The organism is Prevotella melaninogenica ATCC 25845 (genome assembly GCF_000144405.1).
In the GTDB taxonomy this organism is placed as follows: Bacteria; Bacteroidota; Bacteroidia; order Bacteroidales; family Bacteroidaceae; genus Prevotella; species Prevotella melaninogenica.
The window spans coordinates 1,305,596-1,329,260 of sequence record NC_014371.1; the positions used below are offsets into that span (position 1 = coordinate 1,305,596).

Sequence of the window (23,665 nt, forward strand, 5' to 3'; positions counted from 1 at the left end):
ATTTTCAGTTATTTTTCCAAGCTATAAGGGCAGCATTTCCCTTTGACAACTCTTCTACTTTCTTAATCCAAACCAATTCATTTTGCGCCTTTGCTCGCAAGAAAGAATTTTCGGTGTCAGTTAATGACAAGCAAGCATTCACGACCCACCATTTATTATTAATCCCAGCACGTTGTAAATCCATTTGCAAACGTTCGGCTTCAAATACGGGTGTTGCTTCGGGCAGGGTCACAATAACGACTTCTGTCTCCTGCTGGTTTCTTAAACGTGGTAACAGCTTTCTTATGGAAGCGGGAGTGTCGCCATGTGTACGTTGTACTTCTTTATGGTAACTTTCCGTTGCATCCAGCAATAACAAAGTGTGTCCGGTAGGTGCGGTGTCAATTACGACGACTTCATTTTCTGCTTTATCGACAATTTCAGCAAAAGCCCGGAATACTGCAATTTCCTGCGTACACGGTGAACGTAAATCTTCCTCTATATATTCCATATCTTCGGCTGTCATTGTTTCTGCAGCTTTACTGCGAACCTCGTTTTTATAGGCTTCCAACACTTCCGCTTCGTCAATCCTGCTTACCGTAATGCCAGCCTGAACAGCAAGGTTATAATTCAGATGGTTTGCCGGGTCAGTAGTGGTAAGATGCACCTTTGCACCCAGTTTTGTTAATTTCAGGGCTATTTCAGTGGCTAAAGTGGTTTTTCCCACGCCGCCTTTTCCCATAGTAAAAACAACCCTTTTCCCTGATTGATAGAGGTCGTTTACCAGTTCATCCATCCCTTTGGCATCGGTAATCCGCTGATAGTTCGCATCATTTGTTAAATTATCATTGTAAAGCATCCGACGGATATTCGCAATATTAGATAAAGTGTATGACCGTAAAGGAACATAATAAGACGGATATTCCAGCAGTTCCACAGGGGTTTGTTTTAGGGCATTTTGCTGCCTGTCATATATCTGTTTCGATACGTTATCGGCTTCATCTAATTGCAGCAAAAGCCCGTTGATTACCAATAGCTGGTTTTTAATTCCCAGTAATTGCAATTCATGTGAAGAACGGGCGGCTTCTTTTAATGGTGCGATTTCAGGACGGCTAACCAATACTAAGCGGGTTGCGTTTGCATTCGAAAGTGTTTCAACTGCCTGCTTATAGATACCTTTTCGTTCCTCCAAACCAGATAATTGACCTAAGCAAGATGCACCGTGCGTACTCTCACTAATAAATGTACTCCACGCTGATGGTAGTTGTAACATTCGTAAGGTGTGTCCCGTGGGGGCTGTATCAAAGATAATATGGTCGTATTTTTTTGCTTTATCAGCATCCGTGATAAAATCGGAAAACTGGTTGAAAGCCGCAATTTCTACCGTACAAGAGCCTGAAAGTTGTTCTTCCATATTCTGAATTACACTTTCGGGCAGTTGTCCCCGGAAAGGAGCAATAACGCCTTCCCTGTATTCGGCTGCGGCTTGTTCCGGGTTGAGATTAACGACCGTTAAGCCGGGTACTTCTTGAATATCCGTGCCGTGTCCGTTCAGTGTTTGATTAAACACATCTTGCAGGTTTGAAGCCGGGTCTGTACTGATAAGAAGTATTTTCTTTCCATTATCTGCCAAGCCTACCGCAGTAGCACAAGCAATCGAAGTTTTTCCAACACCGCCCTTTCCAGTGAAGAAAAGGTATTTCGTTAAATCTATATCTGATAAATTAAATGTCTTCATTTTTGTATAATTAGCCAATGAATACTCATTTTATTGGCATAAAATCCAAATTGATACCCGTCCATTCACTCATTTGTTTGGTGGTAGGATAGGTTTTTGAAACAGCGATTTCACCGTCCACTAAAGTAATAGGCAGTGCATCCGCCCCATGTTTTTGCAGATGCTCGTTTACAGTTTTATTACTTACATATACTTGCGGTTCGTCACGTAAATTGTGACGGGTAACGATGATACCGTGTCTCTTCAATGTTTCAATAACAACCGCAATACGCATTAATTCAGGGTCAATATTTGTTCCACAAAGACCTGTAGGGCAACACATTGCCGGGTCGAAAATTTCTATCTTTTTCATACTGTTTTTATTTAAAATGATACTCTATGTTTATAGATAAAATACTACTGCATAATAAATTCCTACCGCAATAAAGAGGATGGCAACTATTTTACGAAACCATTTCTCGAATATTTGTATCCGGTTATAAAACTTACCCAGTCCAGCAACACTGTACGCTAAAATCCATGCAACAAGGATTACGGGCAATCCCGTAGCAATAGCGTAAATTACAGGTAAGAGATACCCGCCCGTTTCCGCTGCTGACAAAGGCATAAGCATACCGAAATAAAATACTCCACTGGTAGGACAAAAAGCAAGGGCGAATAAAATACCCAATAGCATAGCCCCCCAACCGCCTTTAGTCCTCTTTTTCAAACTTTCACCGCCGATATTGATTTTCGGTAGATTGAGTTTTATTACATCGAGCATAAATATTCCAATGATGATTAACGCCGGAGCAATCAGCATTTCCCCGTACTTGCTTACGGCTTTTTGAACCATAAACATACTTGCCCCCTCACGGAGAATAGGGATAAGGATAAAGCCAAGAACCGTATAGCTTGCTATTCTGCCGAAAGTATAAAGCAATCCGTTTATAAATATCCGGTGATGGTTTTCTATGTCCTTACTAATAAATCCTATTGCCGTTATGTTGGTCGCTAACGGACACGGGCTGACCGCCGTTAAAATTCCCAATATAAAAGCTGTAATAGCAGGAATAGAACTGTTATCTAATAGCGATTGAAGAAAATCCATCTTACAACTGTTTTAGCAATTCGTCAATCTTGCTTTTAATTCCCTCTTTAAACTTGTCCGGTGCATTTTTCGCATTGGAAAAACTAAACTCGGTCATGTTGTTTACATTCTCTTTGCCGTCTTTCCAGCCGTTAACAAACAAAGACGACCATGTAACTTCGTACTTGTCTGCAATCGTTTCTTTTTCTTTCTTTGAAATATCTATCACTTTATAGATAATTTTACCGTCTGCTTTTTCTTTTGCATAAAGGCTATCCAAAAGGGCTTCTGTATTTGTTTCTATCGCTCGGCAAGTGATACACCGTTGCGCTCCATGAAAATAAAGAACCTCTATGCGGTTTGACTGTATTTTTTCCGCTTGATTTTCTCCGGTCTTTTTCTTTGAATCGTTACCACAGGAAACTAAGACCAGCATTGCAATCAGTAGATAAAATAATTTTCTCATAGTTCATTTTTATTTGGTTATCAACTCTTTCACTTCTGCAAGGGATAACTTTTTCCCAGCTGATACGACTTTCTCGTCAATCACCAAAGCTGGAAGCCCTAAAATGTTATACTCCATGATTTTCAATAAATCTTCCTCTTTGATAAGGGTTGCATCGCAACCTAATTCTGAAATAGCTTGTTTGGTAGTTTCGTACAAGGCTTTACAGCTTGAACATCCAGTTCCTAATACTTTAATTTCCATTGTCATTCTACTTTAAAATTAATATGATTGTTTGAAGTTCGTAGAACTACGAACAACTGTTCCAAAAAAAAGGTACAGCTATTCACAGCACGAGGTACCTTTGCTTTTAGACTCCCCTAAAAAAGCTGCAAACAAATTTCGGGCAAGTTTCCAGTTCTCCCAGTTTATACAATACCGGACTTTGGGCGTTTCTATTTCCCCCTGAATTAAACCAGCTTCTTTCAATTCTTTCAAATGCTGCGAAACAGTTGCTTTAGCAATAGGTAGTTCTTCGTGAATATCACCGAAGAAGCAACTATCTTGTTTTGCCAAGAAAGCAAGAATAGCCATCCGTGTCGGATGTCCCATTGCTTTCGCAAACCGAGCAATCTGTTCCTGATCTGTTGTGTACCGTTTATTTTTCATTCCAATTCTCCATTCTTCTTTATTGTTCGCAAATATACGAACAACTTTTTGAATAGCCAAATAATGCGGCATATTTTTCTATAGCAGAAGTCGTTAGGCACAGAGGCACCGTTGGTGCGTGGAGGAAAAGAGGATGTTTGCGAGTTTTACTAATGTTTTTGTCTACTTCATTACAAAACATTTGTTTTGCAAGATTTCTTAAAACGTTTATTACCAAAGCTATCAGCAACACGTACACTACGGCTCTGTCGCTCTTTGTGCCTTCGGCACCTCCGTGAGATTGTTTGCTTTCACCTCCGTGTTCTCCCCCTCTCTGTGTGCCTTTTATATGTAGTAGGCTTACTTTATCACTCCATATTTCGGAAGAACCTTTATTTATTGCCAATGTGGCATTTTTCAAAAGAATGATCCATACAATAGATTTCAACTTCACCACAATTAATTTTCATTTTATCGTATGTATCTTGCAATGGAATCGTATCTATAACTTTATATTGCTGTGTATCTATAACGATAACTTCTAACTCAGTAGCAATAAGTATTTTCTTTTCAAATATAGCCATTTCACAAAAAAGAAAGCCTAAGTCTAAATACATTATTCTACGTTTCAAGTCAAAATCATAGATAGCAAAATCTTGATCAATTCCTATAGCAAATATCTTTGGGAATACTTCTATGAACTGAGGCTGTAATAGGTCACTTGACCAAGCAATTTTCGCATAGGAATCGCCTTCCACTATCTTCCCATATATTCGATAAGAATCATTATGATAGTCTTTGAATACTGAATCATAATTTAATCTTTTATATGTATCATAATCGATAATTTCAATGTTCATTTCTTTTTATTATATGTTTGAATCAAAATCATTACCGTAAAGAGACCAATTTAATAATGCTTTATATAATAATCGAAGTCTGCTTTATTTTTAGGGGCTATCTCACGCATTATAACCCCATACATTCCACTTGGTATTGGTGATTTCCAATAATCTAATCCCTTTCTCTTCAAGAAATTAACAACTTTCATTTTCTCTTTGTATGCCTTTGAACCAATTGGGTATACGCATTTACGTAGTTTATATAGAATATCTACTTCAAAAGTAGGGTAATCAGGCTTATCCACGTCTATTTCTGTAAACTTTCTGCGATAGTCTGCTCCTTTTTGTAGAAGATATAACATAATATCCATCCTATCATGAAACATACAATTTTCTATTGCGCAATTTCCAGTAGATGTTGCATAATTAATGTTTGCCCCTGCATCAACTAATAATTTAACCTTCTCAAAGGAGGAAAATACAGCAGCACTTAAAGCAAAATCTCTCATTGGTACAATCTCTCCCAAACCATCCTCCTTAACTCCACAAGCTGTTGAATTTGGGTCTCCTCTATACTTCAGTAATAAAGCAAGTACTTTACTTGAAGGTCTTGTAAAGCGACAAGCTAATAAGACTGCACTTTCTCCAAAGTATTTAGTGGAGTCATCATGTGCATTAGGATTAGCTCCTAACTCTAATAATTTCTCAACAGATTCTATTTTATTAGTCCTTGTTGCTAACATCAAAAGAGTCTGCTTGTACTTTGGATCTCGATAATCTACAGGAATATGCATCTGTAAAACTTGTTTAGAAATCTCTGTAGTATCTTCATCTTCGACAGCCTCTGCAAAAGACCATGCAGGCGTATGTTTATACAACCTAAAATCATCTCCTAACATATCTTTTACGTTAGGCTCTATACACGAAAAACCAACGAATAACACTAATAATAAAAGGTACTTCATACTCATGATAATTTTATTCTTTATATCTTAAAATCCTTCCTATAAGTAAAATGAAAAAGCTTAAAATCCATACGTAGTATCCAATCTGCAATGAAACAATATCACTATGTTTTCCAGCTTCGTTAATAACAATATAGGGGCATCCGTGGAATAAGCATCCTAAAATGAGACTGCCTGTTAATAATATTATCCCGATATACTTTCTCTTTATAAATAAAGATATCAAGAAAAGAATATTCGCATACCATGATATATAATAAACAGTTAGTTTGCTATTTATAAATACTCCAGCCCATCCCAAGAATAAAGCCGTGTATCCCATGTAATCAAAGGAACTATCTCTTACAGAGAAGCATGGTAGAAAGCAGCTAATTATAAATGTAATTAGACCTATAAAGGTTATAATTCTCATGTTCATTTATATCCCTTTCTATTTAATTTGTTATAAGTCAATCTGTAAAGTATGTTTTGAAAGAACTAACTTATTTATAAGTTATTTGCATGCGATCTATATAATATACGTGAGGAAAAGGTTCCTTTAGCACGTATCGTACTACGATATGATTGATAACTGAGTCCCCATAAATCTGATATAGGCTATCTGATTCATGAGTTGTTGAGATTTTATGCTGATTTCCCTTACATTCTACTTCAATTCCACTACTGGACCCCCTCCCTCCAGAACCTGTTGGAATATAAAACAATACTGGGAGTTGTTTGGTGAGATAACCTTTCAAACTTCTGCTTTTCAAATCGCATATAATGTAAAAGATTAACCAAACTACAAAAAACGCACAGCCTACAACATAAGAGTAGTAATGCAGTTTATTCTTTATTTTAAGTATTATATAAGAAAACAGAAAAATCAAAATGTTTAATGATATCATATAGAAATACGTATCTATAATGACATACGCTCCCACATAGAGTAGTATCAACAGCCCCGCTAAGGCCAAGAAACACCAAGTAGCTTCTTCCTTTAATATTTTCTTTAGATTCATTGTCTCATCGAATATTTATAACTAACTTCTCCAAGGAAAAGAATGCAGTTTTTGGCTGCCTTGGAGAGTTCTAAGAGGGAATTAATAAAAATGTCCTAATATACATAATCTACATTCTCCTCCGCTCCTTCGGAAACTCCTTATCAACAATCCGCTTGATGATATAGTTGCGGATGAGCAGAGGAATACCGAAAATAAAAATCACTGGAATGAAAACTGGCACAAGAAGATGCAAATAGAGGTTTGCACGCCTTGACCTGAACGTTTCGCCTTCAAGATTATTACCTATAGGTATAGCCATAATCTCATTTCCGAAGAAGTAAAGCCATAGAGAGATGAGGATGATGATAGAACCTATCACATAAACATTGAGTACTGCCTTCTTGACAATTCTCGGCCGCTCCTTCTCGGGTACGCGCTGCAAAGAACGTACTGACTTGGCTATATTGTTTGCACGAGTATACTTGTCACCCAAGATTTTTTTAAACATCTTATTCATAAGTTTATCTTTTAGCCTTAACTGCCTTGAAGTATAAAATAATAAGGGGTCCTTGGATGATTGACATCGTCTCTTTCAAATAGTTGCAGTCCCTCAAAGAAGACATTGTCATCATTGACCAGCTTGTCACAGACATGATTATGAATCTTATAAATGAGTTCAGATACTGTGAAGTAGCTACCATTGTCTGCTTGCAGGAACACTTTTTCTTCCCTTGACTCTTCCAGTTCATCGTCCCAATGTTCGTACTGCACCAGGATACGACTGCCAATCAGCTTCAGTTCATCCGTCCAGACACCAGGGGTGTATTCGCCAGTGATTTCTTCATTATACGCTTGCAATTCGTCTGCAAAAGCAGCCAACGAATAATATCTCTGTTGCCTGAAGCTCCACGCAATGCCGCATAGCAATTCTTTTGGGAATCCTGTACGCTGGTCTGTTTCCACAGGCTTTATCTGCTGGACTTCTTCTGGCAAGGCATCTGTAAAGAGACGGCCCGTATCCTTGCCGTATTTCAATGCCAAGTTATAATATGACATACTGGCATCCTCGCCAATCATATCGTAGATGGACTTGCGAAGCTCTGGCAACAGGCGGAGGTCGTGATAGTTTATCCTGTCGCTATAGGCTTTATATCCTTGCAGCAGCAAAGCACTGGAGTAGTCTATGCTACCCGACTTCGAACCCCTGATTTTATATTCTTCTTCCTGCTGGCGAGATAATTCCGTCCGAAATTTGAGCTCTCCACGTACAAGGTAGACCCCATCGTCATAGTTCAGAAAGAACTCTGGAAAGTCTAAGGTGTGGAAATCAACTGCCTCATAGGCATAATGCGTCCAGTCAAATCCCTGTCTGTTCCGTCGTTTGAAGCTGCTCTTATAGATGAAGCTGCCGGGAATGATAAATTCCCGACTATGTAATTCAGGTGTATCGGATATTTCTTTATACACAGCGACCAGATAACAGTCTGAGAAGAAATCAAGAGCGCTATCCTTTCCAACCTGTTTCGTTAGCCGGCTAATATCCACAAGAATCTTGCCAAAAAAGTATTTCTTGTAATAATCATTATAGACATAAAAGATATCACCTTCTTTTATCTCTTTCTCAGCATGGGTTATACCCCTGTTTAACTTGATTGCCATAATTTTTCTTTATTACTTCATTACATTTATTTTGCAATTTATCAATACCACCATATTTATCAACTAAAGTTTCCCACCCTAATAAATAGATAGAAAAATAACAGTTTGTCGAATTTTCTTTGTAAATTAGTAATCGCTAAAGAACTGATTTTAAAGACAAGACAACAAAACTGTTATAGAAACAAAAATAGAGAAAATAAGTGAGTTATCCAAACTTTTGAGTGTTAAAACTCGAATGAGTGATGATTTATTTCATCTTTTTGGCAAGTTTGGCATCGGTCACCTGTTATCTCGTCTTTCATTGGAGAAACAGAACGGAGTTTCGACTTCGCAAGCAACTTGTTCACTCGTTGACTCGTCCACTTACCATGTTACTTTGTCTTTGATACAAGCAACTTGTTCACTTGTCCACTCGTTGACTCGTCCACTTATCCACTTACCATGTTACTCTGTCTTTTATTTACCCTGTCTACAAGCAACTGGTTGACTCGTCCACTCGTTGACTTGTCCACTTACCATGTTACCAATTGAAGTATCGAAATCACAGGATAAAGATAAAAATTGAAATGTAGCCCCCCAGAATTTGTTTTTAACAAAAAGATTAAGTAAATTCGCACTTGGTACTTGACTTTGCCAAATTTAAATTTAGAAACCAATTTTATGCCGAGCTATACGATGGAGCAGAGTTGTATGAAGTTTTTAGCGATGGCAGAGAGATATTAAAAGTAATATTTAGCAAGAAAGAAAATAAATTTATATCTATAAAGTAATTTTATGAGAACGTACAAACGAGGAAATTTTGCTATCTATCTATCACAAGAGTATTATTTTTATAAAACAGATAATCCTGATATGTTTGAATTAATAGATAGAAAGTGCCAATATGAAAAGTTGAGCAAAATAGGTTTCTTGCAACATAATAATATAATAAGCTATAAATATGTTTCAAAAAAAGATATTTCAAGCGCCTTTAATACAATAACCTTTGTTAAATATAAGGGATTTAATTTCTTTGTAGAGAATTCTTCAGAAGGCAAATTTATACTTCGTCCATTAGAAGAAGCAATGAAATATTTCAAAGATTTTCCAAGACACGGATATGACCCCATATATGAGGCGATGGAAGAGGAAATTTCTGACATTTGGGAGGAACGCAGACCAATAGAGGGTTTCAAATTTGATGTAGAGCCAATTGTTTATCTTAAAAAAGATGGTATTTGGTTGGTGGAGGAGTAAAACAAGGACATTAAGTTGCATCTTTTAAATAATAGTTGTGTGGTCATAAGATTCAAATCAAAAGATATTCCTGAAAATATTGTTATCCCCAAAGGTGGTACTTTTGATGATTAGGATTCTCCTTTCACTTCACATAGTTTTACAGCTGGAATAAAAGGAAGAATTGGGGTTCCAGAATTTACGATACCAAGAGGTCTTGGAGTTTCTATTGAAGATGGAACTGAAATTTGGAAGATAACACGTGATGATAAGCAAACCTTATATGCAGTATTCAAAGAAGGAAAATTTATAGTTATCAAATGATGAAAATAGAAAAAAAGGTAGGTAAGCGAATCTTAATAAATGGAAAAGAACTACGATTAGATACTTACTGTAATAATGACAATATGTGGTTCTGGTATATCTATACGAAAGAAGAGGTTGATTCAAGGTTATTCTCAAAAAGCGGAGAGTATTTTAAGCTATTCCTTAAAATGGATCAGAAGTATCCTTATTCCGCCTATGAAAGTCGCATGTATTGCATTTACTTGGGGTACAAGTATGAAGTTGAGAATATATGGCATGGATTATTCATACTATCCCCCAACGAACGTAAAACGAGAAGACACCTTAAGCTAAATGACCATGATGATAGCCGAATAGAAGTTCCTTATGAGGAATTCATAGCTTCATCTCCAATTATTTGGGAAGAGCGAAAGCCTATTTCTGATTTTGTTTTTGATGTAGAACCATTAGTCTATCTGTTCAAAGATAATTCATATATTGAAGAGAATCTGCATGGTGCATGGTATAAGAGAAACATCAAATAAAGCGCGAATGAATAATTGTAATCCGATTTAAATAAGAAGATACCTCACAGATACTTGTCATCCCTACTTCAGAAGATATGGATTATCCATTTACTTCCATAGGATTTATCTCTGGTAACAATGGTAGATTAGGAATACCTGAATGAAATTTGCTACAAAGGATAGATTTTGAAGATGGCACTGAACTTTGGGAAGTTTTCAATGATGGAAGAGAAACGCTGCGAGCAGTGTATAAAGATGGAAAGTTTAATACAATAAAATAATTTTGTTATATGGTTTTAAAGGATGTCAGTTATTTAAAGAGGGGCAATTATATATATATGTATGGGCATTGGTTGAATATGGAATTTAGCCAGGAGTTTGATACCTCCTATTGGAAGATTTTTACTGAAAATGATTTCTTTTTAAAATTAGGGTTTAGGAAAGAAAATAATTATTATAAGCTATATATTCCGTATGGACGTAGTTATGGGTATTCTGCATTCTATAAATATTGTTATTGTAAATATCAAGGGGGAAAATATACTCCGAATACGGTTGTGTCAGATGGTAATATCATCCTATTCCCAGATTTGGAAACTCAGACATGCTTATTAGGATTTTTAGATAATGGAGATCATTATATAGAAATCCCATACAAAAAGTTTATTGAAGAAGTAACTGACATTTGGGAGGAACGTACCCCCATTGAGGGTTTCAAATTTGATGTAGAGCCAATTGTTTATCTTAAGAAAGATGGGGTGTGGTTGAAAGAACCGAAGGAACAATAACCTCATGGTATGCAATCATAGACGAATGTGCAGAACTATGGGAGGTGTATAGCAATGGACACGAGGTGCTGAGAGCTGTGTTTAAGTAGACGAGTGAACGAGTTGACAAGTTAGACGAGTAAACAAGTTACTTGTTATGAAGGGAAGTAGACGAGTTTACAAGTTGATGAGTAAACAAGTTGCTTGTTAAGGAGGGTAGTAGACGAGTAAACAAGTTACTTGTTATAAAGGAAAACTCGTTCTCATGTTACTCTGTCTTTCTTTGCAAGCAACTGGTTCACTCGTCCACTCGTTGACTTGTCTACTTGTTAACCATGTTACTCTGTCTTTTATTTACCCTGTCTACAAGCAACTTGTTAACTTGTCTACTCGTTGACTTGTCTACTTACCATGTTACTCTGTCTTTTATTTACCCTATCTACAAGCAACTGGTTCACTCGTCTACTCGTTCACTTGTCCACTTGTCTACTTTTCAACAAAAAAACTTCACAACCTTGCATTTTCAATAAATTTTGCTATATTTGCAAATTGTTTAATACATATGTATCACATGTTTGTTGAGATTATAGATATTTTATACTATGAGTTTAAGCTGTAGTCACTGTGTATGGAAGGCTCAAGAAGAGTTTTGTTTGTCCTTTTATATGATAGAGAAAGTGTTTCACAATCGGATTTAATAAGATCAGACTAAATATAACAAAGTTTATGAGTAAAAAGTTACTTATGTGTTTTGCCATGCTGTTTATGTGCGTAAGCGCAGCATTGGCACAAACTAAAATTTCGGGTACCGTAGTGGCTGCCGACGATAACGAACCCGTTATCGGTGCTACCATTATGGTCGTGGGCACCAAGTCGGGTGCAGTGACCGATGTTGATGGTAAGTTCTCGCTTACCACTGACGTCGCTAATCCTCAGGTTACTGTGGGCTACATTGGTATGGCGTCGCAGACACTGAAGGGTACAACCGACATGAAGGTGGTGCTCAAGTCAAGCACCCAAACACTAAACGAGGTAGTTGTGACGGGTCTTACCCGTACCGACCGCCGTCTCTTTACGGGTGCAACGGACAAGGTTGATGCTGAGAAGGCGCGCCTGAGTGGTGTGGCAGATATCAGCCGTTCGCTTGAAGGTCAGGCGGCGGGTGTGTCTGTTCAAAATGTCAGCGGAACCTTCGGTACGTCTCCAAAGATTCGTATTCGTGGTGCCACCTCTATCTACGGTAGCAGTAAGCCACTTTGGGTTGTCGATGGTGTAATCATGGAAGATGCAGCCAATGTCGGTGCAGACGACTTAGCATCGGGTAATCCAGAGACCCTTATCTCTTCTGCGATAGCAGGTCTTAATGCCGATGATATTGAGAGTTTCCAGATTTTGAAGGACGGTTCGGCAACTTCTATCTATGGTGCGCGTGCGATGGCAGGTGTGATTGTCGTTACTACGAAGAAAGGTAAGCAAGGACAGGCACACATCAGTTATACCGGTGAGTTCACCTCTCGCCTCGTTCCCTCTTATAGCAACTTCGATATCCTCGACTCAAAGGAGCAGATGGGTATCTACAGAGAATTGGCAGACAAAGGTTGGTTGAACTTCTCAGAAGTACTCAATGGTAGCGAGTATGGTGTATATGGAAAGATGTACGAGCTGATTAACACGTATAATGCACGTACAGGGCGTTTTGCCTTAGAGAACACCACAGAGGCACGCAACCGCTATCTACAGCGTGCAGAGTTCCGCAACACCAACTGGTTTAAGGAGTTGTTCTCATCTAATATTATGCAAAGCCACTCTATCAGCTTGAGCGGTGGTACACAGAAGTCAAACTACTATGCATCGTTCAGTGCATTGTTAGACCCGGGATGGTATAAGCAGAGCAACGTAAACCGTTATACGCTCAATGTGAATCTCACACAGCACTTGTCAGACAAGCTGTCGTTGAACCTCATTGGTGGTGCGGCTTATCGTAAGCAGCGTGCACCGGGAACACTTGGTCAGGACGTTGACGTAGTAGGTGGTGAGGTGAAGCGTGACTTCGATATCAACCCTTATTCCTACGCAAGCAACACCTCACGTGTACTTGACCCATCAGCAACCTACGTAGCGAATTATGCACCATTCAACATCTTCAACGAGTTGAATAACAATTATATCGACCTCAATACTCTCGATGCTCGTTTCCAATTGGAATTGAAGTACAAGCCTGTCAAGGGCTTAGAGTTGTCACTCTTGGGTGCATTCAAGTATATGGCTTCAACACAGGAGCATTTTGTGAAGGATGAATCCAATCAGGCATTGGCTTATCGTGCGATGTCAAACGGAATTATTCGCGATGCCAACAAGTATCTTTATAAAGACCCTAACAACCCTTACGTATTGCCAATGACCGTATTGCCATACGGTGGTTTGTATCATAGGGGCGACAACCGCATGAGCGATTATGACATTCGTGCAACGGCAAACTATAGTCACACCTTTGCCGAGAAGCATATCATGAATCTCTTTGGTGGTATGGAGTTGACGAGTATTGAACGTCAGCGCAATGCCTTCGAGGGTGTCGGTCTGCGTTATGATGCTGGTATGGTACCATTCTATATCTATCAGTATTTCAAGCGTGCATTGGAGTCGGGCAATACCTATTATACTATTAACCCAACCAACTCACGCAGTGTAGCCTTCTATGGTAACACTACATACAGCTATCAGGGCCGTTACGTATTCAATGGTACACTTCGTTATGAGGGATCAAACCAGATGGGTCGTAACTCAAGCGCACGCTGGATGCCAACATGGAATGTGTCTGGTGCATGGAACGTACATGAGGAGAATTGGTTTAACAAGCTCTCTCCATTGAACAAACTTACCCTGCGTGCCTCTTACAGTCTTACAGGTACACCTCCAGATGCTTCTTATAGCAACTCAACCGCTATCATCACCGCTTCAACTCCTTTCCGTCTCTTTGCAGAAGATCAGGAACCACAGCTTGAACTGAGCGAGTTGGCAAACTCAACCCTTACCTATGAGAAGAAGAACGAGTTGAACCTTGGCTTCGATGCTTCACTGTGGAACAACCGTTTGGGTATCACCTTCGACTACTACACACGTAGAAACTTCGACGAGATTGGTCCGATGGTAACAGCTGGTTTGGGTGGTGAGATTATCCGTGCTGCTAACGTTGCCGAGATGAATTCTAATGGTCTTGAGCTGAGTATCTCTTCTGTAAATATTAAGAAGAAGAACTTCTCTTGGACAACGAGCTTCATCTATTCTTATGCAACGACCGAGATTACAAAGCTCTTCAATCAAGGTAACGTGATGAGTCTTGTGAGTGGCAATGGTTTTGCGAAGAAGGGTTATCCTGCTCGTGCACTGTTCTCAATCCCATTCATGGGCTTGAATAGCGATGGTATGCCAATGGTACTCAACGAGAAGGGACAGGTGACAACCGATGACATCAACTTCCAAGAGCGTACAAAGACCGACTTCTTGAAGTATGAAGGTCCTACCGATCCACCACATACAGGTTCGCTTGGCAATATGTTTACCTATCGTGGCTTCCGTCTGAACGTGTTCTTCACTTACGCTTTCGGTAATGTCGTACGCCTTGATCCTAAGTTCCGTGCACGTTACAACGACCTCGTTTCCATGACCAATGCGTTCAAGAACCGTTGGATGGCAGCAGGTGAGGAGAAAGAAACCAATGTTCCGGGTATCCTTTCAAAGAGCCAGTATATGGCAAACACCAATGTTCGCTTGGGTTACAACGCTTACAACTACAGCGATGCACGTATTGCAAAGGGCGACTTCATCCGCCTCAAAGAGATTTCTTTAGGCTATGACTTCCCTGCGCAGATGTTCCAGAGTAGCATGATCAAGAACGTATCGTTGAAGCTTCAAGCTACCAACCTCTTCCTGCTCTATGCTGACAAGCGACTCAATGGTCAGGACCCAGAGTTCTATAATGTGGGTGGTGTAGCATCGCCTATGCCAAAACAATTTACGTTAACAGTAAAACTTGGACTTTAAAACTTTATGAAGATGAAGGTCAAAAAATATATTCTATACTTGCCAGTGGCTGCATTAGCGTTAGCACTAACGTCGTGTAACGACTTCCTTGACAAGTATCCAGACAGCCGTATGGACCTTAAGAACCCTACGGAAGTGAGCCAGTTGTTGGTGAGTGCTTATCCACAGGCGCACCCAGCTTATCTCACTGAGATGTATTCGGACAATACTGACGAGCAGTTGCATAGTACTTGGAGTGCGTTCGACCGTTTCCAAGAGCAGGCTTATCAGTGGAAAGATATTGACGATGTGAGCAATACGGAGACTCCTTACCAGTTGTGGTCGGCACATTATGCTGCTATCTCTTCTTGTAATGAGGCGATTGCTTTTATCAATAGTGTGTCAAATCAAGATGAATATCAGGAGCAGTTGGGCGAAGCCTTGCTCTGCAGAGCGTTCTCAATGTTCCAGTTGTCAACTGTCTTCTGTCAAGCTTACGACAAGACTACGGCTGCCAAAGAGTTGGGTTTGCCTTATCCAACAGAGCCAGAGAAGGTTGTTGGTAGATTGATAGAGCGTGGTACATTAGCTGAACTCTATCAGAAGATTGAGGCAGATATGCTGAAAGGTATTTCTCTTGTCGGTACAAAGTATGCGAAGCCTAAGTTCCACTTCACCAAGCAGGCGGCTTACGCTTTCGCAACTCGCTTCTATCTCTATGCACAACAGTATGACAAGGCAGTGAAGTATGCTAACATGGTATTGGGCGATCAGCCAGCAGACATCCTCCGCAACTGGGCAGAATGGAATCGATTAGGTCCAAGTGGTAACGTACAGCCAAACGCTTTCGTGAATGCAAGCAACAATGCGAACATCATGTTGTTGCCAGTTCCTTCACAGTGGGGTGTTATTAGTATTCCTATTCAGGCAGGTAGCAAGTATGCGCATGGTGAGTTGATTAGCAAGAATGAAACCTTGCAGGCTCCGGGTCCATGGGGTGACAGCGGTTCAACGCTTAACTATACTGTTCTTTATAATAATGGTGTGTCAAAGTATTGCTTGCGCAAGCTTCCATACGTACCAAAGGTGATTGATGCAACAGCAGAGATTGGAGTACCTTACGGAGAGTATGCAGTGTTTAGCACAGATATCACCCTGCTTGAGCGTGCTGAGGCTTATGCCCTCTTAGGTCAATATGACAAGGCATTGAAGGACATCAACACCGAGTTGACAGTCTTCTCAAAGAATAGAAAGCAACTCACACTTGCAGACATTCAAGACTTCTATGGTTCAATGACTTATTACACACCAACAAAGCCAACACCAAAGAAGAAACTCAATCCATTGTTCACTGTTGAGGCTACCACACAGGAACCTCTCTTGCAATGTCTCTTACAGTTGAAGCGATTAGTTGCCATCCATGAGGGTTTCCGTCTGCAGGATGTTAAGCGTTATGGTATCACAATGTATCGTAGAAAGGTTGATGTGCAGTCAAACGTTACTGCTGTAACCGACTCTATGAAGGTTGGCGACCCACGCTTGGCTATTCAGTTGCCACAGGACGTCATCACAGCTGGTGTGACACCTAATCCACGTAATAATTAAAACGATAGGTTATGAAAAAGTATTTATATTTGGTTGCAATCACTCTTGTCAGCTGTGGCGCAGTCTTGTCTTCATGTAGTGATGACAAGATAAGCGGTGACTCTATCTTCTCAACGAAGGCTGTGGAGCGTAATGCCTTCGACCAGTGGTTGTACAAGAACTACACCATGCCTTATAATATAGACTTCCAGTATCGTCTGAAGACAGAGGAGACCGAGCAGGCTTACAACTTCGTTCCTGCCGACTCTGCAAAGACGGTGAAGTTAGCGATCCTCACAAAGTATATGTGGTTTGATGCTTATGCAGAGACCGTCGGACTTGACTTCATCAAAGAGAATGCCCCACGTATCATCTTAGTGACAGGTACTCCGGGTTACACACGTTATCGTACGGAGGTAATCGGTAGTGCTGAGGGTGGCTATAAGGTAAGATTAGGTAAGGTAAATGCCCTTACCGATGACCAGCTGAAGGACTATGGTAGTATGAATAACTACTATTTCCACACGATGCACCATGAGTTCATGCACATTCTTAATCAGAAGAAGCCTTACGATGAGTCGTATGATAATATCTCACGCTCTGACTACGTAAGTGGTAACTGGACTTCTATCCCTGATAAGAAGGCGCAGAGCATGGGATTCGTTTCGGCTTACTCTATGGAGAATCCTGCTGAGGATATTGCCGAACTTTACTCTATCTACGTGACCAGTACGCCAGAGGATTGGGCTACAATCATGAAGAATGCGGGTAACAAGGGCGGTACGATTATCAACAAAAAGCTGAAGATAATTCGTGAGTACATGAGCAATTCATGGAATGTTGACATCGAACTGCTGCGCAATGCAATCCTCAGAAGAGGTGGAAAGATTGGTACACTCGACCTGAACACACTGGAATAAGAGAATGGGCAGTGTACATATTATCAATAAATAAATAAACAAGGGCTTCTGACTTAGCCTGAAACTCCCCATGCAAGGGTGTGAGAGAGTGTGAAAGACTAAGTTCAGAACCTGACAAAAGTAAATGAATACGCAAATGAAAAAGGTATATTTACTATTCATGGCTATCGTACTGACACTTTCTTTGCAATCGTGTCTACATGACGATAAGACCACTTTCGACCTCCCTGCGGCTGAACGAATTGAGAAGAAGGTTGCTGATTATAAGGCACTTTTAGAGTCGTCAGAGGATGGTTGGGTAATGCAGTATTATACAGGAAAGAACTATAGCTACGGTGGTTACACGCTGTTACTGAAGTTCAAGGACGGCCATGTTACCGCTATGGGTGATGTGAAGGACGTTGAGGCACAGGCTACTTCGGGCTATGATGTTGTGAAAGACTTGGGTCCTACCTTGTCATTCAATGAGTATAACGCTGTGATTCACCCATTGGCTGAGACTTGGCTGGGTAGTCCTGATGGTGCGCAGGGCGACTATGAGTTCTCTATCCTCCGTGCAACCAACGATAGTATCTTCTTGAAAGGACGTAAGTGGCACAACGAGATGGTGCTTACTCGTCTGCCAAAGGGTACCAGTTGGGAGGAGTATATGCTCGGTCTTGTTACCGTAATGGAGGGTATGAATGTCGAGACCTACGACTTTGTCTTGGGCAATGACACCCTCGCACAGGGAACACTCACGCAGGAGGTAAGACGTCTTACTGTTACCTTAGGCGATAAGAAGTGGGAAATGCCTTATTGTACAACCAATACGGGTATCACACTCCGTGAGCCTATCGTCATCGGTAACAAGAAGTATCAGCACTTCACATGGAATGATGCCGACCACTCGCTGACACAAGACGACCTTAAGATCATTCAGTTCTTGCCTAAGAGTCATAAGAATATCGACTTCTGGATTGGTGAATGGCAACTCAAGACGAACCTGCGTAAGCGTATCAAGCTTACCTTGGAGATGGGTTCTGTGGCAAACACGCTGAAGGGTAAGTTGAATATTAATAATATCAACTATGAGATTCTCTTGACTTACGACCCTGCTACGGGTCACCTCGAGCTTCCTGGACAGCCTGTGACCGACCCTACTTATAAGTATCCAGCAGGTATCGTAATGATTCCAGCATCGCAGAAGGAGGGCAAACTCTTCGGTGAAGGTAAGGGTAGCTTGTTCTTCACATGGGATGAAGATATGCAGCGTGCAAAGGCTGAAGACAGTGGTCAGATTACAGGACATGCCGTAGACTCCTTCTTCGGTGTGGCTTATGGCGAAGACCTCCAGCCTGTCACCGATGCTCAAGGCAACTACGTATTTGCCTTCACATTGCCAAATATCCAGTACATGACGAAAATTAATTAATTATGAAGAAGTATATTTCTATATTCCTACTCGTTGCAGCTGCCGTTCTTGGGACGGCATGCAGCAACGATAATAACGAACTGCCTGAGTATGCTGCGGGATTGAAGGTCGTAAAGGCGCAGACTGCGTTCAACGTGATTGGTGGTGCGAATGAGGTGAAGATGGCTTCTGAACCTGCTCAAGCTTATGCGCAGGATGCGTGGCTGACGGTTACGAAGAAGGCTGAAACACTCTTGTTGACGGCTACAACCAATACCAGTCCACAGACGCGTAACACGCTCTTGGTTATCAAAGACGCGAAGGGCGACTCTATCACACTGAACGTTCAACAAGAGGGTATCACCTTCGGACTGCCTGCTGGGCAGGATATCTTCACTGACGATAAGGCGGTGCAGAAGACGCTGATTGCTACGGCGAACGTTCCTGTCACCTATACAACGACTGGCGATTGGCTTTCTGTTGCCGAGCAAGGAAGCGAAATAACCGTAAAGGCAGCGGAGAACACTACGGGTAAGGCTCGTGTGGGATGGGTTATCGCTAAGGCTGCTGGCTTAGTTGACTCGCTGAAGGTGGTGCAGGCTTCATTGGCTGACTTCGTTGGCGAATACAAGCAGACGGCAAAGATGCGTAATGCTGACCGTACATTGTCTGAGAGAACCTCTGACGTCCGTATCGAGGCGACGGGTACCAATAAGGCGAACTTCATCGTTGATAACAAATACACGTGGGCAGTAGACTTCATTCCTGGTAGTGGCTTCAAGATGACCAACGGTAAGGTCGTTGCAAAGAATGAGGTGCAGACAGGTGTTTACGAATACTTTATCTCTGTCATCGTGGCTGACGACTTTAGTAAGGAGCATGAGACGGCTATCAATGGTACGCAGGAAAGTATCCTCCTGTCTATCGACGACGCTGGCAACCTTGTCTTCAAGGAGGCTCAGAAGCTTGCCTCTGAGCAAACCTTCTCCTCTTACGGTTGGAACCGTTTCTCTGACTCTAAACCAGTCATGGGTGCCTACCGTGGTATCGGTGAGGTCTATGTGCAGCCAAAACTTACGCGGAAGTAGGGGGTGTTCAAGTTGACGAGTTGACGAGTAGACGAGTTAACAAGTTGCTTGTGAAGGAGACAGAGTAACATGGTTAACAAGTAGACAGGTTAACAAGTAACTTGCCAACTCGTCTACTTGTCAACTCGTCCACTTCAAAGTGAGACATGGTAACATGAGAACATGTTTCTTCTTTATTACAAGTAACTTGTTTACTCGTCTACTCGTCTAACTTGTCAACTTCCTACAAAAGTTAAAGCATGGGTTATTTTTGCTTATTATTTGCATATATCCGAATTTTCTTATATATTTGCATCGTAAATATACACATTTATGAGTTTTCGTATAGTGGAGATGAAAGACCTCTCTGGAGCTAAGGCGCATATCTATTCTGTAAAATTCGATGGCTATGACGAAACTTTATTAGATTGTTTTTTTAATGAGAATGAAGACAATAAGAATCTACAAGAGATGCTCCATAAAATAATTGTTATGGCAACGAAGACCGGATGTCTTAAACAATTCTTTAAAGAAGGAGAGGGTAGTCTTGCTGATGGTGTTGTTGCACTCTCTGTAGGAAATCTCAGACTATATGGAATATATTTTAATAATACAGTCGTTCTATTAGGTTCGGGAGGTGAAAAGAATGTTAGAGCCTATCAACACGATCCTATTCTTAATGCGAAAGTAGAACAAATAAAATATGTTGCTAAGAAGATAAACAAAGCTATCGTAGAAAGAGATATCATAGTATCAGAAGATGGGGAACTAAATCTCGATAATTTTGAAGTGTATGAGTAAGATGCAAGTAAAAAAGAACGTTTTAAGCCAACTTCTCTCTACTATTGATGAGGTTGCACTTAAAAAGACAAGCAATCGCATGATGATTGCTGCAAAGATTGGTAATGCACTTAAAGATAAAGGTATATCGCAAAAGGAATTTGCCAAGAAATTAAAAAAGTCTGAGTCTGAAGTTTCTTCATGGTTATCAGGTGATAGGAACTTTACAATAGATACGCTTACGGAGATTTCACTGGCACTTGATATATCGCTGCTGGATACCGAGGTACAATCCGTTTACTCATTTCCTACTCGTATTTTTTTACCCGAGACAGGAAATGTGTCAAATACAAAGATTTCCGTTAGTTCGCAATGGACATGTAGCTTAGGTTATATCGATTGTAGAAATAAAACTCAAAAGGTAGGATAATGAAAAATGGAGATAAAATAGAGTTTGCCATTGTAGGAATGCAAGAAGATTCCTATAAGGTCAATTACGATATTGACTTTTCAAAGCTAAACCAAGAAGAGTTAGAGTTTCAGATAGAGCAACGTATCAACGTATCTGCTGAACCTGAAAACATAATCATTTCAATGCGAGTACATTTAATGAATGGTGCTGAAGAAATAGCTATGCAAGGCGTTAGAGCTATCTTCAAGGTAAAACCTTTCAACAGCTTTGTAAATGACATGCAGGAAGATGATTTAAAGGTGTCTAATCCCGCACTTATAGATACTTTTATAAGCGTGTGTATTGGTGCTATCCGTGGTATGCTTGTAAAGAATCTGAAAGGAACACCTTTAGATAATGTGGTGCTACCACTGATACCTATGAATGTTATTAGAGCTAATTCTACAAAACGAACGAAATAAATAGTGGTAAATCATAATAAACGTAATGACTTTAACTGCAGTCCTTACATTTAGATAACGAGTGAATGAGTTCCTAACTTGTTCACTCGTTTTCTTTTTGCTAATCTATTATCCTTTTTCACAAACATCTTGTCCACTCGTTAACTTGTTTAACTCGTCGACTAACACCCTTATAAACCTTCAAATTCTTTCCAATGTTTGCAGAATTGGAAAGAATTGGAAAGGTTGATGACTTGAAATATAATTTATAATTATGATTACTATTATAATTCATAATCCATAATTATGATTACCGATGTAGTGACGGTTCAAAGCTCAAGGGTTAAACACAATGGTAGGTATATAAGAAGCAATAGTCAGCGAGACACCCAATTGCCAACAGAGTCTTAGGACATAATGTGTAGGGACTTGCGAATGCTCATCCCCACACTCCTGCTATTCATATACTACTTATGGGTAAAATATCAATTACATCAAATGCTACAAAGTATAAACTACCAGCTACAATTCCCGCAAAAAGATAGTTTCCGTTGGTTCTTGTTACGATCTTCCACAATAAGAATGCCTTTCACTTTATAGCATTCATTATCACCTTTGCTTTGTGTATGGTTGATTGTCACTTTTAAAGTAAACCTTTTATTCTTGTACCAAAATATGTCTTTCTGATTTGATACAAGAGTAAACTCTTCTAAATGACGATTAATCATCATGTAGGCTGTGGTTGCAAGGTCATTCACCATTATGTAGCTTTTATTTCGCATTTTGTTTGGATACTTATAAAAGACACAACATCCACCATCTATCTCTGATGGTATAGAGTCGAAGCTCCCTATTTCAATGCTGACATTCGATTTTACCTCTGCAAAAGATGTGAGAGAATATAGTATTGAAAAACAAGTAATTATAGATATCTTCAAAGTATTCATTTCTATTTGTTTTATAATTTCACTTAGGCGTAGTTATCTCTTTTTGTTTGCAAATATATAAAATAGTTTCTATATACGGTATTTTAAGCATATAATATTTTACTAACCCAAGTTTAACACCCACTTTCGTCTAAATCTAACTATCACCGTACTTTCCTCGTTCTTCTTATGGGCTCTGTGTCCTACAAATTTTATTCTTCTTGAATGGTGAGTGTTTTAAGTTCAACTTATCGTAAATCTGCTTGGGTTTCTTCTCATTTTTTATGTAGCTTATCTGGTAGAACTATCCCGAAAATTTATGAAAAATAATTTTGCCTGTTAAACTTGGGTTAACTGCGAATTACGCGAATGACACGAATTATTTAGCAATAAGTTTAGCGTAATTAGTGAAATTCGTAGTTCTAATCAAAAAGTTGACTGCGAATTACGCGAATGACACGAATTATATAGCAATAAGTTTAGTGTAATTAGTGAAATTCGTAGTTCTAATCAAAAAGTTGACTGCGAATTACGCGAATGACACGAATTATATAGCAATAAGTTTAGTGTAATTAGTGAAATTCGTAGTTCATTAACGGTACATATCATAAAGTTCAATGTTCAAAGTTCAAACCTCAAAGTTCAAAGGATAAAAATGATTAGCGTAATTCGTAGTTGGTATTACTTTGCAATAATGATTAGAAAAATTCGTAGTATGTATTCGAATTTCTTTTACATTTTAGTTAATGAAAGGGTAGGGGAAAGGAATAAAAATGTGTTATTTTGGGGTCTTTGTAAGTATTTTATTCTCAATTAGTTGTGATGATATGTTTTTAAGAGTGCTTAGTAAGGTTTCAATAGGGCGTTAGTAAGGGTCTTAAAGGGCATCTTTTGCAAGCCAAAAGGGCGTTAATTCGAACGCTATTAACGCCCTTCTGAATGATAGTGAACAAGTGGACAAGTTAAAAAAGTAAACAAGTTGCTTGTTATGGTGGGAAGTA

21 protein-coding genes and 1 pseudogene are annotated in these 23,665 nt (G+C 39.7%); 12 read left to right on the top strand and 10 right to left on the bottom strand.

The features are described from left to right. Positions 1-4: 4 nt before the first annotated feature. The 10 genes from arsA to HMPREF0659_RS12025 form a co-directional block, all read right to left on the bottom strand. Positions 5-1,717, bottom strand: a complete 1,713-nt coding sequence (gene arsA / locus HMPREF0659_RS11965; protein WP_044046147.1) for an arsenical pump-driving ATPase — start codon at positions 1,715-1,717, stop codon at positions 5-7. Positions 1,718-1,742: 25 nt separating this feature from the next. Continuing rightward, complete coding sequence (gene arsD, locus HMPREF0659_RS11970; RefSeq protein WP_013265041.1) at positions 1,743-2,069, bottom strand: arsenite efflux transporter metallochaperone ArsD; 327 nt, start codon at positions 2,067-2,069, stop codon at positions 1,743-1,745. 30 nt (positions 2,070-2,099) lie between these two features. Then, complete coding sequence (locus tag HMPREF0659_RS11975) at positions 2,100-2,807, bottom strand: aromatic aminobenezylarsenical efflux permease ArsG family transporter (RefSeq protein WP_013265166.1); 708 nt, start codon at positions 2,805-2,807, stop codon at positions 2,100-2,102. Between the two features lies 1 nt (position 2,808). Further along, entirely contained in the window at positions 2,809-3,252 is a 444-nt protein-coding gene (locus HMPREF0659_RS11980; protein ID WP_044046148.1) for a nitrophenyl compound nitroreductase subunit ArsF family protein, read from the bottom strand. A 9-nt stretch (positions 3,253-3,261) separates the two neighbouring features. Beyond that, positions 3,262-3,495: a thioredoxin family protein gene (locus HMPREF0659_RS11985; RefSeq protein ID WP_005800948.1), complete on the bottom strand. Its 234-nt coding sequence runs from the start codon at positions 3,493-3,495 to the stop codon at positions 3,262-3,264. 78 nt (positions 3,496-3,573) lie between these two features. Next, the gene (locus HMPREF0659_RS11990; protein WP_044046149.1) at positions 3,574-3,900 is read right to left on the bottom strand and encodes an ArsR/SmtB family transcription factor; all 327 of its coding nucleotides are present in this window, start codon (positions 3,898-3,900) and stop codon (positions 3,574-3,576) included. Positions 3,901-4,271: 371 nt separating this feature from the next. Beyond that, the gene (locus tag HMPREF0659_RS12000; RefSeq protein ID WP_044046151.1) at positions 4,272-4,739 is read right to left on the bottom strand and encodes a hypothetical protein; all 468 of its coding nucleotides are present in this window, start codon (positions 4,737-4,739) and stop codon (positions 4,272-4,274) included. 50 nt (positions 4,740-4,789) lie between these two features. Further along, positions 4,790-5,686 (bottom strand): ankyrin repeat domain-containing protein, encoded by an 897-nt coding sequence (locus HMPREF0659_RS12005; protein WP_167310038.1) that lies wholly within the window; start codon positions 5,684-5,686, stop codon positions 4,790-4,792. Between the two features lie 1,110 nt (positions 5,687-6,796). Further along, a complete protein-coding gene (locus HMPREF0659_RS12020) occupies positions 6,797-7,186 on the bottom strand; it encodes a hypothetical protein (protein ID WP_013265691.1) in 390 nt (129 codons plus the stop codon). 17 nt (positions 7,187-7,203) lie between these two features. Continuing rightward, positions 7,204-8,328 carry a hypothetical protein gene (locus tag HMPREF0659_RS12025; protein WP_013265527.1) on the bottom strand — a complete coding sequence of 375 codons (1,125 nt, stop codon included), beginning with the start codon at positions 8,326-8,328 and terminating at the stop codon, positions 7,204-7,206. A 175-nt stretch (positions 8,329-8,503) separates the two neighbouring features. Between HMPREF0659_RS12025 and HMPREF0659_RS12700 the strand changes: the two are divergent. The 12 genes and pseudogenes from HMPREF0659_RS12700 to HMPREF0659_RS12080 form a co-directional block, all read left to right on the top strand. Beyond that, positions 8,504-8,677, top strand: a pseudogene (locus HMPREF0659_RS12700) (IS4 family transposase); the annotation flags it as partial. Between the two features lie 425 nt (positions 8,678-9,102). Continuing rightward, positions 9,103-9,564, top strand: a complete 462-nt coding sequence (locus tag HMPREF0659_RS12030) for a hypothetical protein (RefSeq protein WP_052299155.1) — start codon at positions 9,103-9,105, stop codon at positions 9,562-9,564. Between the two features lie 299 nt (positions 9,565-9,863). Next, on the top strand, positions 9,864-10,373 hold the full coding sequence (locus HMPREF0659_RS12035) for a hypothetical protein (RefSeq protein ID WP_013265292.1): 510 nt from the start codon (positions 9,864-9,866) through the stop codon (positions 10,371-10,373). 341 nt (positions 10,374-10,714) lie between these two features. Then, a complete protein-coding gene (locus HMPREF0659_RS12040) occupies positions 10,715-11,143 on the top strand; it encodes a hypothetical protein (protein ID WP_044046231.1) in 429 nt (142 codons plus the stop codon). A 705-nt stretch (positions 11,144-11,848) separates the two neighbouring features. Continuing rightward, positions 11,849-15,163, top strand: a complete 3,315-nt coding sequence (locus HMPREF0659_RS12045; protein ID WP_052299159.1) for a SusC/RagA family TonB-linked outer membrane protein — start codon at positions 11,849-11,851, stop codon at positions 15,161-15,163. 12 nt (positions 15,164-15,175) lie between these two features. Beyond that, positions 15,176-16,747, top strand: a complete 1,572-nt coding sequence (locus HMPREF0659_RS12050; protein WP_013265678.1) for a RagB/SusD family nutrient uptake outer membrane protein — start codon at positions 15,176-15,178, stop codon at positions 16,745-16,747. A gap of 11 nt (positions 16,748-16,758) precedes the next feature. Continuing rightward, complete coding sequence (locus HMPREF0659_RS12055) at positions 16,759-17,646, top strand: zinc-binding metallopeptidase (RefSeq protein ID WP_013265523.1); 888 nt, start codon at positions 16,759-16,761, stop codon at positions 17,644-17,646. A gap of 136 nt (positions 17,647-17,782) precedes the next feature. Beyond that, positions 17,783-19,060, top strand: coding sequence for a DUF4302 domain-containing protein (locus tag HMPREF0659_RS12060; protein WP_044046233.1), 1,278 nt, complete (start codon positions 17,783-17,785; stop codon positions 19,058-19,060). A 2-nt stretch (positions 19,061-19,062) separates the two neighbouring features. Next, a complete protein-coding gene (locus tag HMPREF0659_RS12065; RefSeq protein ID WP_013265139.1) occupies positions 19,063-20,127 on the top strand; it encodes a BACON domain-containing protein in 1,065 nt (354 codons plus the stop codon). Positions 20,128-20,439: 312 nt separating this feature from the next. Next, complete coding sequence (locus HMPREF0659_RS12070; protein ID WP_044046154.1) at positions 20,440-20,907, top strand: hypothetical protein; 468 nt, start codon at positions 20,440-20,442, stop codon at positions 20,905-20,907. Further along, positions 20,900-21,316 carry a helix-turn-helix domain-containing protein gene (locus tag HMPREF0659_RS12075; protein ID WP_044046155.1) on the top strand — a complete coding sequence of 139 codons (417 nt, stop codon included), beginning with the start codon at positions 20,900-20,902 and terminating at the stop codon, positions 21,314-21,316. Before HMPREF0659_RS12070 ends, HMPREF0659_RS12075 begins: the two co-directional genes overlap by 8 nt. Beyond that, on the top strand, positions 21,316-21,759 hold the full coding sequence (locus tag HMPREF0659_RS12080; protein WP_044046156.1) for a hypothetical protein: 444 nt from the start codon (positions 21,316-21,318) through the stop codon (positions 21,757-21,759). The genes HMPREF0659_RS12075 and HMPREF0659_RS12080 overlap by 1 nt, the downstream gene beginning before the upstream one ends. The last annotated feature ends 1,906 nt before the right edge of the window (positions 21,760-23,665 follow it).

Bases quoted from the DNA above. Each gene is read 5' to 3' on its own strand.
- arsA (WP_044046147.1), bottom strand. From the start codon at position 1,717: ATGAAGACATTTAATTTATCAGATATAGATTTAACGAAATACCTTTTC.
- arsD (WP_013265041.1), bottom strand. From the start codon at position 2,069: ATGAAAAAGATAGAAATTTTCGACCCGGCAATGTGTTGCCCTACAGGT.
- HMPREF0659_RS11975 (WP_013265166.1), bottom strand. From the start codon at position 2,807: ATGGATTTTCTTCAATCGCTATTAGATAACAGTTCTATTCCTGCTATT.
- HMPREF0659_RS11980 (WP_044046148.1), bottom strand. From the start codon at position 3,252: ATGAGAAAATTATTTTATCTACTGATTGCAATGCTGGTCTTAGTTTCC.
- HMPREF0659_RS11985 (WP_005800948.1), bottom strand. From the start codon at position 3,495: ATGGAAATTAAAGTATTAGGAACTGGATGTTCAAGCTGTAAAGCCTTG.
- HMPREF0659_RS11990 (WP_044046149.1), bottom strand. From the start codon at position 3,900: ATGAAAAATAAACGGTACACAACAGATCAGGAACAGATTGCTCGGTTT.
- HMPREF0659_RS12000 (WP_044046151.1), bottom strand. From the start codon at position 4,739: ATGAACATTGAAATTATCGATTATGATACATATAAAAGATTAAATTAT.
- HMPREF0659_RS12005 (WP_167310038.1), bottom strand. From the start codon at position 5,686: ATGAAGTACCTTTTATTATTAGTGTTATTCGTTGGTTTTTCGTGTATA.
- HMPREF0659_RS12020 (WP_013265691.1), bottom strand. From the start codon at position 7,186: ATGAATAAGATGTTTAAAAAAATCTTGGGTGACAAGTATACTCGTGCA.
- HMPREF0659_RS12025 (WP_013265527.1), bottom strand. From the start codon at position 8,328: ATGGCAATCAAGTTAAACAGGGGTATAACCCATGCTGAGAAAGAGATA.
- HMPREF0659_RS12030 (WP_052299155.1), top strand. From the start codon at position 9,103: ATGAGAACGTACAAACGAGGAAATTTTGCTATCTATCTATCACAAGAG.
- HMPREF0659_RS12035 (WP_013265292.1), top strand. From the start codon at position 9,864: ATGATGAAAATAGAAAAAAAGGTAGGTAAGCGAATCTTAATAAATGGA.
- HMPREF0659_RS12040 (WP_044046231.1), top strand. From the start codon at position 10,715: ATGGAATTTAGCCAGGAGTTTGATACCTCCTATTGGAAGATTTTTACT.
- HMPREF0659_RS12045 (WP_052299159.1), top strand. From the start codon at position 11,849: ATGAGTAAAAAGTTACTTATGTGTTTTGCCATGCTGTTTATGTGCGTA.
- HMPREF0659_RS12050 (WP_013265678.1), top strand. From the start codon at position 15,176: ATGAAGGTCAAAAAATATATTCTATACTTGCCAGTGGCTGCATTAGCG.
- HMPREF0659_RS12055 (WP_013265523.1), top strand. From the start codon at position 16,759: ATGAAAAAGTATTTATATTTGGTTGCAATCACTCTTGTCAGCTGTGGC.
- HMPREF0659_RS12060 (WP_044046233.1), top strand. From the start codon at position 17,783: ATGAAAAAGGTATATTTACTATTCATGGCTATCGTACTGACACTTTCT.
- HMPREF0659_RS12065 (WP_013265139.1), top strand. From the start codon at position 19,063: ATGAAGAAGTATATTTCTATATTCCTACTCGTTGCAGCTGCCGTTCTT.
- HMPREF0659_RS12070 (WP_044046154.1), top strand. From the start codon at position 20,440: ATGAGTTTTCGTATAGTGGAGATGAAAGACCTCTCTGGAGCTAAGGCG.
- HMPREF0659_RS12075 (WP_044046155.1), top strand. From the start codon at position 20,900: ATGAGTAAGATGCAAGTAAAAAAGAACGTTTTAAGCCAACTTCTCTCT.
- HMPREF0659_RS12080 (WP_044046156.1), top strand. From the start codon at position 21,316: ATGAAAAATGGAGATAAAATAGAGTTTGCCATTGTAGGAATGCAAGAA.